The organism is Chitinophaga sp. (assembly GCF_039596155.1).
Taxonomy (GTDB): Bacteria; Bacteroidota; Bacteroidia; order Chitinophagales; family Chitinophagaceae; genus Chitinophaga.
On the sequence record NZ_JBCNKF010000019.1, the window covers coordinates 20,133 to 37,875 of the forward strand.

Genomic DNA, 17,743 nt, shown 5'->3' on the forward strand with positions numbered 1-17,743 from the left:
ATTCTGCTTTCACGTATGCAATTTCTCTTCTATTTAACGTAAATTTTTACCGATCCTGTAATGTTATCTGACGAATTACCAATGTGCAGAATGAACTCACCCGCTTCCACATTCCAGGCTTTTTGGGTTTCATCATAAAAAGCCAGGTCCGCCACTTTTATATTCAACTCCAATGTTTTCTTTTCGCCGGGATGGAGAAAGACTTTCTCAAAAGCCCTTAGCTCCCTGACTGGACGAAGTACCGTGCAGACCGGGTCACTGCTGTAGAGCTGTACCACTTCCGCCCCATACCTTGTACCGGTATTTTTGATCGTGCATTTTGCATGAATGATATCTCCCTTCCCATAAGTGATCTTATCCGTCGAAAAATGGCTGATAGAAAAATTGGTGTAAGAAAGACCGTGACCAAATGAAAATTGAGGAACGATTTTCCTGGTATCAAACCAGCGGTATCCTACTAATATATCTTCTTCATAATTTACCTGCAGGTCCCTGCCTGGAAAATTCCCCAATGCATGCGCAGGCGACTGATCCAGAGACACCGGCAATGTGAAGGGTAATTTACCGGATGGATTTACCTTACCACTCAGCAGGTCAGCCACCGCATTCCCCGCTTCCATACCCCCGAACCATGACCACAATATAGCTGGCACACGCTGCACAATCCCGGACAACTTAACCGGCGACCCCGCAATGATAACTACCACGGTATGAGGATTGGCTTTGGCTACTTCCCGGATCAAAACATCCTGTCCATAAGGCAGATCCATACTTTGCTTATCTGCAGATTCTGTATCAAAGTCATGGTTTAATCCACCAAAAATGATGACGGCTTCTGATTCCTTTGCCACCGCTACCGCTTCATCAATCAATTTCCAGTTAACCACATCCGACTTTGTCTGCCCGGTATTGCTGCCTTCCCTGAAGGTAGACTGCTTTTCATACCCCTGGGCAAAGTTTATCTTTACGGTAGCGCCAAATTTTTCACGGAGCGCGTCAAGCGGCGTAATTTCATAAAGCGCCTTTATCTCGGAGCTAAGACCGCCATTGCAATGCTTACGTGTTGCATTGTCTCCGATCACGGCAATGGATTTTATTTTATCGAAATTCAACGGCAGCATGTTCCCGTTATTTTGCAATAGTACTGCCGCTTCTGCCGCATCATTATAGGCAGCCCGCTGATGCTGTGGCGTATTCATCTTTCCTTTTTCCCGGTTTTCTTCGTCAAACATTTTTGTCTTTATCATCACCCGCAGCACATTCGCTACCTTTTCATCAACAACAGCTACAGGGACCCTTCCTGCTTCTACTTCGCGGACCAAAGGGTCGGCAAAATACCATTCATTGTAATCGTTTTTATCCGTGCCCATTTCCAGGTCAAGACCTGTTAAGGCAGCTTTTACCGTTGAATGTGCCGCCGCCCAGTCTGTCATCAGCACACCTTTAAAACCAAACTCTTTACGAAGGATCTCCCGGTTTAAATACTCATTTTCAGAACACCAGTTCCCCCTGAATTTGTTGTATGCTGCCATGACTGTATAAGCACCACCTTCCGTAACCGATGCTTTAAATCCCGGCAGGTAAATCTCACGCAACGCTCTTTCACTCATATACACATCTATAGAATCTCTGTGCGTTTCCTGGTTGTTAGCCAGCCAGTGCTTCACACTCACCGCTACATCTTTCGACTGCAACGCTTTTATATACGCCACCGCCATAGTAGAAATCAGCAACGGATCTTCGCTCATGTATTCAAAATTTCGCCCGCAAAGAGGTGACCGGATAATGTTAATACCCGGTCCCAATAAAACATCTTTCTTTCTGAAACGGGCTTCTTCCCCCAAAACGATTCCCCGCTCATGCGCCAACCTGGGATTCCAGGTGGCAGCCAGCGCGGTACCCGGAGGAAAACACGTAGCAGAATCATTTGTCCATCCTGCATAAGCCCAGTCGTGCCGGTTGATTTCTGCACGTACACCATGAGGCCCGTCACTCAATGCCCATTCAGGAATACCCAACCTGGGTATTCCTGATACATAAAATTTTGAATTTCCATGCAGCAGGCTCACCTTTTCCTGCAAGGTCATCTGACTGATCAAGGACCGGATCTTTTCTTCCGCCTTACTATCATTTGCCTTCAGCTGCGCACTGGCTATACCAGCCATCATTACGCCCGCTATGCCAAGTAAAAATTTTTTTACGACTGTTTTTAATTTCATCTATTTGCTATTTCAGTTATTTACCTCCTGCCACCAGCGCATCAATGGTACGTTTGTCAAGTACCGTATTATTCCGTCTGTCCAACGCACCACCTGTATCCCAGTAGAAAGGCTTAACGCCATTCGTAATCGCCTGTTTGGTAACATACGTCAACCAGTAGTCCACTGCATCATTGTGCGTAGCCAGGTCCTTCGGTACATATTTATTGTTGTCACGCCTGTAGGTACCATATTCGCCCAGTAAAACAGGAATCTGTTTATCCGTATATTTTGTTTTCATTCTGGCAAAAGAGGCATCTACATCACCTTCTTCTCCCCAGGTAGCATTCCTGTCTGGCTCAATGGTTGAATGATGCCCTGTTCCCCAGTAATAAAACATCTTACCCCATGAAGCGTCACCATCCATCAGCAAACAAAACTGAGATGGAGAATAATAATGGACCTCTACCATCAGGCGGTCCTGTACCGGATCGGTAGGAAGCGTATTCATCAGGTCATAGGTCTTCTCAATATTCGTGGATGGTCCCTGCACCACCAGCACCCGGTAGCTGTTACGCCCACCGGTAGACCTGACTGCATTCACAAAGGTTTGATGATAACTGGCCAGTATCGCCACTTGTGCTGCAGTCTCCGCAGGGGGCTCATTAGCGCTCGCAAATAGCAGATGCTCATCAAAATCCCGCATCGTAGTAGCAATCTGTTCCCAGAATGCCTGCTGCTTGGCATTCACGGAATCCATCTTCTGACTGTTGATATTATTATCCAGCCAGCCACCGTCCCAGTGTATATTTAGCAACACATACATATCGTTATCGACACAATACTGAACCACCTGCTTTACACGGCTCAACCAGCTATCCTGTATCTTAGCCGTAGCTTTATCAGCATATTGATTCCATGAACAAGGCAGGCGAATAGCGCTAAAACCCTGTGCTTTTACCGCCTTGATATAGCTTTCGCTGATCAGTGGATTTCCCCAGGCAGTTTCTCCACCTATGGCTTCCAGGGTATTCCCGATGTTCCAGCCTAAATGAAACTTAGCAGCTAACTGCACCGCATTACTTTCCATGCCCGTTTTATTAGCCGGTGCCGGTGATATATTATAACCCGGATACAAGCTACCGGCTTGTGTAATGGTGATCCTGCGCACCTGGCTCTCGCCTGCGCTCACTTCCAGTACCGCAGTGCGGGCAGCGCCTGTATTATTGGCGCTGGCAGTTAATTGTACTGTAACAGGACCGGTATTGCCAACTGCTTTGCTCAGCTGCAACCAGGCACCGGCGGGGTTGCTGATATTCCAGCCTACGTTACTGGTGATCGTCACCTCTGCCGTATCACCTTTTGCCTGCAAAGTAATGGCTGATGCTGAAACCGACAAGGCAGGTGTAAGCACGCTCTTTTTACTGCAATAAGCAAACAGGATCCCCATTACCATAAGGCCTGTAAGCATATACCAACGTTGAGTCTTCATAAGGATATTATTTATTTGATCTTTACTACACGAATATTATCAATAGCAGCATTTAAACCAGATGCTGAAGGAGAAGCAGAAAAGTTCTTCGTCTGGATATTCACGGCACCATTACCACTGGCACCCAGCAAAGTTGTCAGGCTTGCAGCTGCCGAACCTTTACCCTCATTCCCCCTGAACAGCGACAATGGAATGGTGACAGTCTGCCACCCTTTGGTAGTGAAAGGAGTGACTGTACCATTGGCTCCCTGCCACGGCTCATAACGGGCCATATAATCAAATGAAAAGCCTTTTATTACATAGATAGAAGTACCGCTCCATGCATCGGGAATGCTGATCTCAAACTTAAGGGCATAGTCATCCGGCGAAACACCTAAGCTGTCCACGGGTACCCACTGCACGTCATTCGTATTGATGCTGCGCTGCCAGCCCCACCAGGTACCATCACCTGCCGGTAGAATACCATTATTCAACACGGCGTAATTCCCCCTGTTCCCGGGAAAATCAACGCTGCTGTTCTCAATGCCGGTGCCCCAGCTGAAAGTATTCACATTGTCAAAATCACAGAGCATACCAGTGGTCAGATCATTTACATTAAATGCCGTGGATGCTGAGCCAGATTTTGTAGTCAGCACTACGGGACCGCTATGTGTAAGCGCCGGCAATACGAACCCGATTGAAGTACCATCACTGGCAGTGACATAATTTGTGATCGGTGTGCCGGCAAAAGTTAACTCAGTTATAAAGAATAAATTCAGTCCATTGATATGTACAGAATCCCCCTCATTGGCATTCTCGTTTGAAATACTCGCAATGGTAGGTGGTGGTGCTACGATGTCAAATGTAAAAGTAGTAGCCCCCTGCCTCGTTACGTAGCGGATCGTGTTCAGATCTTCAGGAGACACTGACGGAAAGGGAATCACTGCAGGCACCAGTACCGCAGCACTGGTATCAGAGTACATGGCACTGTTAATCGTAGCAGGCACCCCGTTGAAAGAGATCTGTACGGCATCTCTTAAGTTACGTCCAATCAATACTACATACTGACCGGTAGTAATGCCCTGCACAAGTGTATCAGCCGGCGAGGCTGCATAATTCCTGACACTCGTTATTACAGGCCCACCTTCCGTTGTTTCCTTCTTACACCCTGACTGCATGCATGTAAGAACGGTCGCAAGCACCAGTAAAAGTAAGCTGCTATAGCGCTGGTTATATGTTACTTTATTCACGGTATACTGTTTTAATATTGCTTAATAATATGCTACCGGAGGTTCCAGCAATTTAGGATTGGCAGTCACCTCAGAAGAAGGTATCGGGAATGTAAAGCTTTGAATAGTTGCCGGCGTAATTACGCCATATGGATCCGCCGGCGTCAGCACGCCGTTTGGCAGTGTGAACGTCACACGCCTTTCCCCGTTTAATTTTGCTATCGCCTTTGCCGGGTTGTAATAAGACAACCTCACCAGGTCTGTCCAATACTGCCCCTCCGCCGCCAGTTCGATCCTTCTTTCGTTTATCAGCGTATCAATATCTATTCTCGTAGTGGGAGAAATTCCTGCCCGTTCACGCACTTTGTTGAAGTACATCAGCGCATCCCCGTCTACTGTTGACCCATCGTTGCCCAGTATCGCTTCTGCATAAATGAGATACACATCAGCCAGTCTTAATAATGCATTGTGTTCTGTAGAGGAAGTCAGGTTCATGGTCGGCGCACTATTATCCTTGTTTGTACCGATAATATGTTTCTTCAATCCGCAATCACCTGTAAACTTATAGCCCCCTCCCGCTGCATTCAGCTCTGGATAAAAATCTCCATTGATCATAAATGTAGCCTTACGCCTCACGGAATCTTTTGAAGTATAAAGCTCATACATATCTATAGTCGGGCGGATACTAAACCAACCCGCCGAACCATTCGCGGATATTTCAGTGCCTCCCGGAGAATAGATCTGTAGCATATTTCCTTCCAGCCAACCACCTCCCGGCGCCCATTGCAAGGCAAACAATGACTCGGGGTTATCGTTAAACTGTGTTTTAAAAAGATCTGCATAATTAGCGGCCAGTTTCAGGCCGCTATTCTTACATACATTACCGGCATATTTCCGCGCACTATCCAGGTATGCCTGGTTCCTTGTACCGCCATTCTGGTTCAATCCCGCCGCCGTGAGATACACCTTACTTAACATACCCTGTGCAGACCAGGAGGTAACCCTGCCGGCAGCATCGGCAGCAGGAAGATTTTCCGCTGCGAACGTCAGGTCATTTATCGCGAACTTATATACATCTTCCGTTTTGATACGGTTAATCAATGGAGAAATAATCAGTTTACTGTTATCCTCTATAACCGGTACAGCTCCCCATAGCACCGCCAGGTTGTAATAGGCAAATCCGCGTATAAAACGTGCTTCTGCAATCGCCGCATTCCTGTCTTTTTCAGGAATTGCAGCAGGTGCCTTTTGAGCGATGGCATTAATGGTCACATTACAGTGCGCAATAACTTTGTACATCCCCTTCCAGTTGGCGATCATGATGCCATTCAGGCCGGTGACTGTAAAGGTGTTCAGCTGCACAGCATCTCCCCAGTAACCAACGGCCATGTTACCACTCAACACATCACCAACAGGTAAAAAACAGTTGTAATTCCACTCTGCCCAGGGCGTACCGGCATATAATGCTGCAGTAGCCAGCCTGAGATCACTGGTGGTTTGGTAAAAGTTATCAGCACTTATCTGTGATAATGGCGGACGATCTAAAAAACTCTTCGAGCATCCCATCAACACGCATGCTATAACCAGGAAAGCAATTATTTTATCCAATATCTTTTTCATAACTATTTATATTAAACAGATGAATACTTACTTACTCAGTTTGATGTTAGCGCCAATGGTATACACCCGGGGCTGTGGATAATAGCCGCCGTCAACACCTGCGGAGAGCGGATCCCATGATCCGATCTCGGGGTCCATTCCCTTGTAGCTGGTGATGATAAATGCATTGGAAACATTGAAATACACTCTTACATACTTAATACTGGCTTTTGCCAGCAGCTTTTCAGGCAGGGCATATCCTAAAGAGATATTCTTACACCGTAAAAAAGAGCCGTTTTCTACAAACTTGTCAGAATTCCTGTTATTATCATTGGTGTTGTCATTTCTGATGCCAGGGATCCTGGTATCAGGATTGGTTACCTGTACGTTGTTGATATCCGTCGCAGATCCGTTGGGATCTATCAGCGTCAGTTTTGCATAGTTCATCAGGGCCCTGAGATACCCAAAACTTGTTCCCGGGTACTCCCCGTTCACACGCAGCTGGTTATATACCTTGTTGCCCACATTTGCAGTGAAGAATACATTCAGATCAAAACGCTTATAAGAGAAAGTGTTATTGAAACCAAGCTGATACTTCGGTATGGGTGACCCGAGGAACGTTTGATCACGTTCGTTGATCACACCATCGCCATTGAAGTCTTTGAACTTCAGGTCGCCAAACCAGATACTCCCTCCTGCAGCCCCTACCGGCAGCGGCACGCCGTTTTTAGTAGGTAACGCATGTGTTTTAAAATCTTCTTTCGTTGCAAACACGCCCCCGTCAACAACATATCCATAAAACTCACCAATAGACCTGCCTACAATAGTTTTGCTGTACTGCCTGTCCAGTGAGGCGCCATCTGTATTCAGCTTCAGCACTTCGTTAATGTTGCGGGAAACAGTTACATCCGTTTTCCATGTAAAGTACTTACCCTTCACATTCGTTGAACTGATTCTAAAGTCAAAACCTTTGTTATTGACTGTACCAACGTTCACGTACGGAGCATCCAGGGAGCCTGGTGAATAACCGATTGCCGTACCGGAATACAATGGCAAAGGCACCTGCAATACAAGGCCATCGGTTCTGCGATTGTAAAAGTCGACGGAGAAATTAATTCTCCAGTTAAAAAGTGCGCCATCCAATCCTATGTTTGCATACTTCGTTTTCTCCCATTGCACATAAGGATTACCTACATTCTGGGTAAGCTGTGCAATGCCCGTAAGCCCCGTGGCTACTGTAGCCAGCGTGGAGGTATACGCATAGTCACGAATGTTTTGATTATTCGTTAAGCCATAACCCAACCGCAACTTTAACTCACTGATTTGTTTTACAGGTTGCAGGAATCGTTCATTATTGATCTTCCAGGCAAAGGCACCAGAGAAAGTATTCACCCAGCGATTGTCAGGAGCGAACTTGGAAGATCCGTCTGCCCGGATATTGGCGGTAAACAGGTACTTATCAAAAAGCCCCAGGTTCAGACGGCCAAAGTAAGATTCCTGGGCACTTTGCCCCTTGCTGCCGGAGTTCGTGGCAGTGGTAGGATCTCCGCTGCTGATCACCTGCACATTGTTAGACGGGAAATTCGATCTGCTGGCTGAGGAATTTTCATTGGTACTTAACTGCGCCTCATGACCCAGCAATACGTTTACATTGTACTTTTCCTTAAACAGGTGTGCATAGGTTAAATAGTTCCTGAGCGTCGAAAACACACTCTGGGAATAATTATATGATCCACTGTTCGTATTATTCTTTACAAGGCCAAAGGTATAGGAGGGGAAAAACTTATCTTCCGTTGCCATTGAAAAGCTGGTAGTAACTTCATTCCGCAGTGACAGATCTTTGGTGAAAGCAACTTCTGCATACAGGTTACCAAAAAGCTGCTTCCTGTTGACCTGGTCTTTATTGATAAGGGCAATCGCATACGGATTCACTGTACTATTCACCCAACCATTGGGATTATAAGCCCCACCCCAGCTACCGTCCTCATTTTTCACAGCGATATCAGGTGTCTGACTCAATGCTGTACCAATTACATTGGAACTGGTAGCGTTCACGCTCTCTTTCATACTGATCAACTGCAGGCTGGTACCGATCTTTAGCCAGTTGGTCGTTCTATTGTCCAGGTTCAGTCTCAATGATACCCTGTTAAAATCTGAACCCAGGGCAATACCTTCCTGGCCAAAATAAGAACCTGACAGCAGGTATTGTGTTCTTACATCTCCCCCGCTGATCGTCAACGTATGGTTCGACATAGGCGCATTTCTGAATAGCTCCTTCTGCCAGTCTGTTCCCGTACCCAGGTATTTCGGATTTGCGAACTCCGGCCTGGTATCGAATCCCCAGCCTAATCCCGTATTCCTTTCATTGATGAAAGTGGCATACTCTCTTAAATTCATAACCGGCAATTTCCTGGGTATCTGCTGGTAGCCGGCATACATATCATAGGAAATAGATGGCGCAGCCACCTGTCCTCTCCTGGTGGTGATGACGATTACACCATTGGTTGCCTGTGATCCATAAATAGCCGTTGCAGATGCATCTTTCAATACATCAACGGATTCAATTTCCGATGGATTGATACCAGCCAGTGGATTTACACCCGCGCCCAGGGAGGCTGTTCCTCCGATAATCACCCCATCTATCACATACATAGGTGACCCTCCGCTCAAAGAAGACAAACCCCTGATCTGAACAGACACCGCTCCACCCGGCTGACCGGATATTTGCTGCGCTACCAACCCGGCCACCTTTCCCTGCAGGGCCTGATCAAGCGTGACAGGTTGCGTTTTACGGATCTCATCTCCAGAAACAGAGGCGATGGCCCCCGTAACGTCCGGCCGCCTTACTTTGCCGTACCCGATTACCACCACGTCGCCAAGCTGCGAAATATTCTCAACCAGTTTTACCTGGATGAACGTATTCTTATCGACTACTACTTCCTTTTTCAGGTACCCTATCATGGTGATCACTAACACGTCTCCTGCTGATGCATCGATACTAAACTTACCTGCTCCGTCAGTGATGGCAAAGCGGTTAGCGTTCTTTACAGCCACCGATACACCCGGAATAGGCGTAGCATTCCCCTGGTTGATAATTGTCCCGTTTATCTTATTTGTTTGTGCAGAGAGGGGTACGCAGAAAAGGGTGCCCAAAAGAATACCCAATAGCGGCAGTATTCGCGAGCGAATCATTTTGGTTGATTGCATGCTTAATAATTTTAAACTTGACTAAATTTTGTGCCCGGCAGGCATTATTCAGCGGGGATAGCGCTTTATAACCCTGGCATTACATTCACTGTTTGAAACGAGCCGGCAGGTATAGGTACCGGAGATGCTGGCTGGTGACCAGGACCTTTTGTATAAACAAAAGGTCCTGTCAAAAAAACCCGGAAAAAGACATGGGTGTACAGCCAAAGCTGTTGCTGTTGTAGTTTCATATACGTGGATTAATTGTGGTAAAGATATTCTTATGCGCCTGGAAACCAGGGTGTCAAATGATTCAACTATAGGCCCCAAATGTTACAAAATGCCCGACAGTGGCATTTTACCACCCCTGGTTTTGCTTCAGTACGTTGTTTGATAAAGTGATCTGTGTGTAGGGTATTTGTACCAGTCCCTTTGTTTCTATGATCTTCGATGCTGAAATGGTCTTTACTGTATTCACCCCCCCATTTTGAACAGTTACTGATTCTGCAATGGCAGCTGAGGCAACATTGATTCCCTGGCGAAGCAAATCCCAATAACGGATCCCTTCTCCTGCAAACTCAAGCCTTCTTTCATTCATAATATTCGCCTCGTTCACCGGGATCTGGACGAAACTATTACCCAATGCCCTTTTGCGTACATCATCAAAGTAATTTTGTGCCCCGCCGGCGCCTAATTCGGCTGCCATTAACAATACATCCGCATATCGGATAGATACATAATCCTGGTACTGGCTGATCATAAAACTCACGCCACCCATCTTTTCTGCCAGGCTTCTGCCTGCAGCATCCGCCATAGGCGTATACTTCTTTATAGTGTAACCAGTATACTCCCTTTGATCTTTTATGTTCTGAAAATCAAGCCCTTCGTCCTTGATAGAAATAATCGAAGCACTTCTCCGGCTGTCCTCAGGAGCATAGGCATTCCAGAGCTTTGGGTTCACCGTTGCGCCCCCCCAGCCCATGCCATATGGATAGATACTCTGGATACGGATGCCGTACAATACCATCCAGTTATTACCATCCACATTACCATTCCAGTCGCTGGTATAGGTATATTTTATAGCAAACACCGTCTCCTTATTGTCCTCCCCTACATAATTGTTGAGAGAAGCTGCCGGCCATAAATTCGCAAACTTGTCAACCAACCCGAATCCGCCATTGTTAATCACATCTTCCAGGTAGGCAAGCGCCGCTGCTTTTGACACCACTCCTACCAGGTCTGCCTTGCCGTAAGCACCGGTATAATAGAGGAACACACGACCCAGTAAAGATGCAGCAGCCCATTTGGTGACCCGGCCCCTGGTGGAAGGATCCTGCGCCCCATAACTGGTGGCAGGTAGATTGGCGGCCGCAAATGTCAGGTCATCTGCAATCAGCTTGTAAACACTGTCTACATTTGCCTGTGGTACATTATCAGTGGTCGGTTTCGTGATCAGTGGAATATTCTCCCACAATCTCACCATATCAAAATAGCAGTAGGCCCGTATAAACCTTGTCTCTGCTTCATAGGTTTTGCGTAAGCCCTCATTTCCTTTCCAATCCACACCATCCAGATGTCCCAACAACATATTGGCGCGGTAAATAGCTTTGTAATAAAGACTCCAGCTGTCGCCAAACAGGTTCTGATCAGATGGTGAACGCAGCTTGTCAAATTCATCCATCATCTGGAAACCAAATCCATCTGAATTGCCGGTGCCGCCGTAGGCTTCGTCTGACATGATCACTGATGCCACCGGGAAAGCAATGCCACCGGACCATACACGTTGCAGGCCATCATATACCCCTACCAATGCCTTCCAGGCATCGTTCGGTGTCTTATAAAAATTCTGTTCTGTGGCAGATGTTACATCTTCTGTATCCAGGAAATTTTTACTACAGGCTATCAATGATAACAATGCAGTAAAAAGTATATAGACTTTTAAGTTTTTCATTGCTGATTCATTTAAGATTTAAAAGCGGATGTTTGCCCCAACCATGTATGTTCTGGGCCGGGGATAATATCCAAGGTCAACCCCTGATGAGAAGCCCTCATTGTATCCCACTTCCGGATCCATTCCCTTATAACCGGTGATTGTAAATGCATTCAGTACGGAAGCATATACTCTTAACTTACCGAGGTAGCCCTTCTTTGCCAGGCGCGCAAAATCATAACCAAGGGTAATAGTGCTGATACGCAGAAATTTGCCATCATAAACGTACAGGTCGGAAAACTCTGCCCAGTTCACCCCATCTTCCGTTACCCTGGGTATCCTGTTGGAAGTGCCGGGTCCATGCCAGCGCTGCAGGATCTCCTTGGTATAATTACCGAAACCACCAGGTGACCGCCAGGACTGCACAAGCTGGTTGCCAGATACCCCGGATGCCTGTACAAAGAGATCAAAACCTTTGTAGTCCAATGCGATGTTAAAACCAAATGTGAAATGAGGATTAGGATCACCGATCTTTGTTTTATCACTGGCATCAATAGTGCCGTCACCATTCAGGTCAACATAACGCACATCACCCGGCCTGGCATTGGGTTGAATAGGTGTGCCCGATTTACCCTTATAAGCCTGCACCTCTTCTGCCGATTGAAAAATGCCAGCAGTTTTATATCCCCAGAAATAACCTACCGGCTCACCATTAGCAGCCCGGTAAAATTCGCCTGCATTGGCATACAGCACATTGGTATTGCCATGCAGCACGTGATCGTTCGTAGGAATATTGCCTATCTTATTCTTATTATAGGCGCCGTTCACTCCAATTGAATAATGAAAGTTCTTACCAATATTATTACCGTAGTTCAACGCCAGTTCAACGCCTGAATTCTTAACATCCCCACCATTGATCAGCGGCGCATCCGCACCGGCTGTAGCCAGTATAGGTACTGTAATTAACCAGTCCTTTGTTTTCTTTACATAATAGTCAAAGGTTACATTCAACCGCTTCAGCACGGTCGCGTCAAAACCGATATTGGTCTGTTCTGATGTTTCCCATTTTACATTAGGGTTGGCGATGCGGCTGGGAAAAGCGCCCTGCGTATTGGCCCCTTCTACAGGTCCGAATATATAAGCGGTATTACTGAAGCTGATAGGAGAGAGAAACTGGTAAGCAGCCACATTCTGATTACCTACACGGCCCCAGCTGCCGCGGATCTTCAGGAAATCCAGCCAATGTGCATCCTGCATAAAGCTTTCCATCGAAGCCACCCATCCTGCAGACACAGATGGAAAATAGCCCCAGCGATGCGCAGATGCAAATCGTGATGACCCGTCAGACCGGAAGGTCATATTCAACAGGTATTTTTCCCGGAAATCATATTGCAACCTGCCGAAATAAGATAACAATGCATTTTCAGTCGGACCACCACTCACACTCATATAAGGTGCTCCCCTGTTCACATTCTGCGCTACAGAAAGATAGGCATGCTGCAGGTCTGCAACACGCAGGTCCCAGTTGTTCCCACTTATGCCTACCGTTTTTGTTTTTAGCGAAGAAGTACCAGCCATGACGCTGAAGTGATGATCTGTTGCGACATTGAAATCGTAGCTTAATAAATTGTCAAACTGAATGGTAAGCCCGTTACCCATAGACTGGGATACCTTGGCTGTATCATTCAGCGCATAAATAGAAAGATGATAAACCGGGGTATACCCATGACTTTGATTGTTGGTATAATTCACCCCCAGGCTGGAGCGGAACTTTAATCCTTTGATAGGCTCCGCCTGCAGGTACACATCGCCAAACAAACCCTGGCTGCTATTCCGGTTACGCGTCGTGTAATCCATGACTGCATAAGGATTCGCTTCTGTATTGTTCCATGACTGGTCAGGTTTTCCCGGATACCAGCCCTTCAGATCACTACTGAAATAATTACCAGCAGAATCATACATAGGCAGGAAAGGGCTGGCACTAAAAGCACCGCGCAGGGTGTTGTTATACTGACCATCTACTGCAATGCCATGACTGTTCTGGTAATTGAAAGTAAGATGTTCACCTATCCTGATGATATTCCCGTATAAATTGTGATCAGAGTTAATCCTGAATGTATAGCGCTCGAAGTTAGATATCTTTGAACCGCCTACTATACCACCCTGGCCGGTATATCCCAGTGACAGCGAATAGGCCGACCCGGCTCCCCCTCCTTGTACGCCCAGCACATAGTTCTGTGTGGGCACATGATTGCTGAACATCTGGTCTAGCCAGTTAGTATTTACAGGTAGATTATTTACGACATCATCGCTGAAGTAAGGAGCTTTGCCTGAGTTGACAGCGGCCTCATTGATAATCGTGGCATATTCTTTTGCATCCAGCAACTTTGCCTTACGGGCTACCTGCTGGGTACCATAAAAGGCATCCAGCGTTACCTGCGCTTTCTGATTCATTTTACCAGATCTGGTAGTGACCAGGATAACGCCATTGGCCGCCTGAGAACCATAGATAGCAGCAGATGCAGCATCTTTCAACACATCAATGGATTCGATATCGGCAGGATTGAGGTAGGAAATATCCCCTGTTTGCACGCCATCCACAATGTACAGCGGAGAGAAATTACCAACAGTACCTTTACCACGAATAATCACATTCATGCCGGATCCGGGCTGCCCTGAATAAGAGGTGATCTGTACACCAGGTGCCTGCCCCTGTAAAGCCTGCAATGCATTGGTCGTATTCTGCTTCTGCAGATCAGCACCTTTTACCTGTATATTAGCACCGGTAACCAGCTTTTTCTTCTGTGTGCCATAACCGATTACAACAACATTTTCGAGCTGGTTTTCTGATTCCTGCAACTGAATACGCAGGTCCATCGATTCGATCTTCACTTCTTTGGCAACGAATCCAATTGAAGTGATCACCAGCACATCGCCGATAGATGCATTAATAGTGAACTTTCCTGTCTCATCTGCCACGGTAGCGGTCCTGGTGTTCTTCACAGTGACCGATGCACCCGGAACAGGACCGGATGATTGCTGACTGGTTATTGTCCCATTTACTTTCGCCGTTTGTGCAAAGGTATTTTTGCTTAGGGCTAAAAACATCATTGTTCCCCATAGCAGCAATATTCGCAAGCGAATAATTCTAGCTAACTTCATACGTGTGAATTTAAATTGGCTATTTTTTTATACTTAAATGTCTCCCTTCATACACGACTTCTTTATCGGATCTTTGATCCGGATCAAGGCTTCTTGCCTTGTCCGGCGCTATGATATTGATACGGAATGTTCTTTTTTGCAGCATGCCATTGAATGAGCCTTTCCGGTCCCCGATGGTAACTGTTCCTGTCGCTTCACTATATCGTACCGGGATAATGGAAAACGCCCCTTTTTCATAATTATAATTCCCTCCTTCATCTTCATACAGGTCAAAGGATGCATCCGCACCGGTATAGACGTTCAGCGTGATCGTGTCCGCCTGTTTTTCTGTGGTATATTGTAACGCGGGTCCGAAAGGCAGGATAGACCCGGCCTTTACATACAATGGCATCCGTTCATAAGGTGCTGCAGCAGTAAGCTGCTGACCACCGGCATACCACTTACCTGAATAGAGATCGTACCAACCAGCGCACTGTGGCAGGTAGAGGCGACGCGTGGTTTTCCCGTACTCGCAAACAGGATTTACCAGCAAGGCAGGGCCAAACATATATTGATCTGCGATGTTCAACACGGCTGTATCTGTTGCAAAGTCCATTGCAAGACCTCGCATAATCGTATAATCATTATGATAGCCCCAGCCCGCCAGCGAATAGGTATAGGGTAGTAAACGGTAACGTAGCTGATCGTAATAAAGAAAACTTTTATAAGCAGGATGCTCCTCAGGTGCTGTATTAAATACTTCGCGGTAAGGGAATTGTCCATGTGAACGGAACAAGGGAGCGAACGCGCCAAACTGTGACCAACGCGTCATCAGTTCCCTCCACTCTTCCAGATTTTCAGCATCGGGTTTTTCAAACTTCTCCGGCACCACAAATCCCCCTATATCCATGGTCCAGTAAGGAAGTCCTGACATAGAGAAATTCAACCCAGCGGCGATCTGCGCTTTCATATCCTGCCAGGTGGAACCGATGTCACCACTCCATATGGCAGCAGCATAACGCTGGGACCCTGCAAAGCCGGAACGCGTCAGTAAAAACACCCTTTTCCCGGGATCTGTGGCACGCTGTCCCTCATAGATGCCCCTGGCATTCTGCAGGGGATAAGCATTCAGGAATTCAGCCGCACTACCCAGTGCAGTAGGCGTCATTTGCAACTTTCTCTTATCCGGACTCACATTAGAAAGAATGTCAGGTTCACTGGCATCCATCCACCATGCATCTATGCCTTTACTATAGATCTTTTCATTGATCAGGTCCCAGAATCCTTTCCGGGCAGATTTATTAAAGGCATCATAAAAAGTAGATACATATCCCTGACCAATCCAATCTCTTTGACGGTCAGCTATATTTCTTTTATATAGCCAGCCATTCCTGTCAAACTTATTGTAAGCAGATATACCGTCATAAAATTTAGGCCATACCGAAATCATGATCCGGGCATGGTATTTTTTATGCAGCACATCGATCATACTATCGGGAGCAGGGAAACGTTTTTCGTCAAACTCCTGGCTCCCCCATTCCGCTTCTTTCCAATAGCTCCAATCCAGCACGATATTATCAAGCGGGATCTTTCTTTTCCTGAATTCATCAACAGTGGTAAGGATCTCCTCCTGGGTTTTATATCGCTCCCTGCTTTGCCAGAAACCCAATGCCCATTTCGGTACGATAGGTGCCTTGCCCGTCAGATGCCGGTAACCAGCAATCACCTCATCCATATTCTTACCATATACAAAGTAGTAATCAACCTGCCTACCTGCCTCAGAACAAAAGCCAAAACTATTTTGCTCCGCCTCACTGAGTGGCTCCTGCCACTTCAAAGAAAGATAGGATTCACCCCCCTCAGGTATCCATTGAATTTTGACAGGTACTTTTTCCCCCTTTGTGAAATTATACGGCACCAATGCAGACGCAGGATTCCAGGACTTCCGCCAGCGATCCAGCACAAGTTTTCCATCCAGCCACACTTTCAGTGAACCGCCATAAGTAAACCGGAACTGGTGTAGCCCCGACAGATGACTGGCAAGACTCCCCTCCCAGGTGACCATGCCTGTAGCCCCCTTAAATTCCGCGGGTAACTGGATCTTTGAATCTCCCAGGTACTCCATATTGATATTTGTCTCTGCTCTTTCTACACTTACATCCCCTGGCTTATGCAAATCGTTTGAGTAAGAGGCCGTCAGCCAGCCCGCCTCTCCCCTCTTTGAAAAAAGTGCCATAGCAGCAAGCGGGTGAAGAGGCCGTATATCGCCAGCCCTGGTCAGGGAATAATTATCCCAGAGAATACCATAATTTTTATTGGAGACTAAAAAAGGAACAGCGACCTCAGTATTGTTCTGAAAGAACGTCACCTGCTGCCCACGGTAATTCATGACACCATCCTGGTGCTGACCGAGCCCATACCAGGCATCACCTCCGGTCGTCTGAAAACTTTGTGTCAACGTATAATACCGCTGTCCGTCAAATACGGCAGATTGAAAATTTCTTCCAAACGGTTGCTTTTCAGCTAATATCACTTTACCTGCAAGGTCAGTGAAGTTGACAGCACCAGTTTTCCGGTCGATGGTAGCCAATAATTTCGAAGTCTTAACTGTAATGCTTTCTTTGGAAGTAATAACATTCCAGGTTAGTCCCGGATTTTTCTCATAAACAGTGATCAGGCTATTACCGGGCACAATTTCCTTCCCGGGGGCAGCAATGACTCTTATAATATTGTCTGCTACAACTTCCAGTTTCACTGCATGTGGCGAACCAGTAAGCAACGGATCGGTATAAACTATTACTCCATCAGGAAGTTTGACATAGACAGGTGGTGATGCCAGTAAGTCGTTAAAAAATGCACCAGCCAGTAAGCTAAACAGCAACAATCTCAGTTTCATATACGTGGATTAGAATGCTGTAAAACTATCACCTGGCCGTCTGAAAGCAGGCGGTCGAATGTTTCAACTTAGGTGGGCAAATGTTACAAATTG

The 17,743-nt window shown here is 46.5% G+C and carries 8 protein-coding genes; all 8 read right to left on the bottom strand.

Features of this window, described 5'->3' with window-relative positions; translation table 11 throughout:
- Positions 1–29: 29 nt before the first annotated feature.
- Positions 30–2,219: a glycoside hydrolase family 3 C-terminal domain-containing protein gene (locus tag ABDW33_RS18505; RefSeq protein WP_343691569.1), complete on the bottom strand. Its 2,190-nt coding sequence runs from the start codon at positions 2,217–2,219 to the stop codon at positions 30–32.
- 16 nt (positions 2,220–2,235) lie between these two features.
- On the bottom strand, positions 2,236–3,690 hold the full coding sequence (locus tag ABDW33_RS18510) for a cellulase family glycosylhydrolase (protein WP_343691570.1): 1,455 nt from the start codon (positions 3,688–3,690) through the stop codon (positions 2,236–2,238).
- Positions 3,691–3,701: 11 nt separating this feature from the next.
- Complete coding sequence (locus ABDW33_RS18515; protein ID WP_343691571.1) at positions 3,702–4,919, bottom strand: glycan-binding surface protein; 1,218 nt, start codon at positions 4,917–4,919, stop codon at positions 3,702–3,704.
- A gap of 21 nt (positions 4,920–4,940) precedes the next feature.
- Positions 4,941–6,518: a RagB/SusD family nutrient uptake outer membrane protein gene (locus ABDW33_RS18520; protein ID WP_343691572.1), complete on the bottom strand. Its 1,578-nt coding sequence runs from the start codon at positions 6,516–6,518 to the stop codon at positions 4,941–4,943.
- 27 nt (positions 6,519–6,545) lie between these two features.
- Positions 6,546–9,704: a TonB-dependent receptor gene (locus tag ABDW33_RS18525; protein ID WP_343691573.1), complete on the bottom strand. Its 3,159-nt coding sequence runs from the start codon at positions 9,702–9,704 to the stop codon at positions 6,546–6,548.
- 337 nt (positions 9,705–10,041) lie between these two features.
- A complete protein-coding gene (locus tag ABDW33_RS18530) occupies positions 10,042–11,634 on the bottom strand; it encodes a RagB/SusD family nutrient uptake outer membrane protein (protein ID WP_343691574.1) in 1,593 nt (530 codons plus the stop codon).
- Between the two features lie 18 nt (positions 11,635–11,652).
- A complete protein-coding gene (locus tag ABDW33_RS18535) occupies positions 11,653–14,775 on the bottom strand; it encodes a TonB-dependent receptor (protein ID WP_343691575.1) in 3,123 nt (1,040 codons plus the stop codon).
- Positions 14,776–14,794: 19 nt separating this feature from the next.
- Positions 14,795–17,650 carry a TIM-barrel domain-containing protein gene (locus ABDW33_RS18540; protein ID WP_343691576.1) on the bottom strand — a complete coding sequence of 952 codons (2,856 nt, stop codon included), beginning with the start codon at positions 17,648–17,650 and terminating at the stop codon, positions 14,795–14,797.
- Positions 17,651–17,743: the final 93 nt, after the last annotated feature.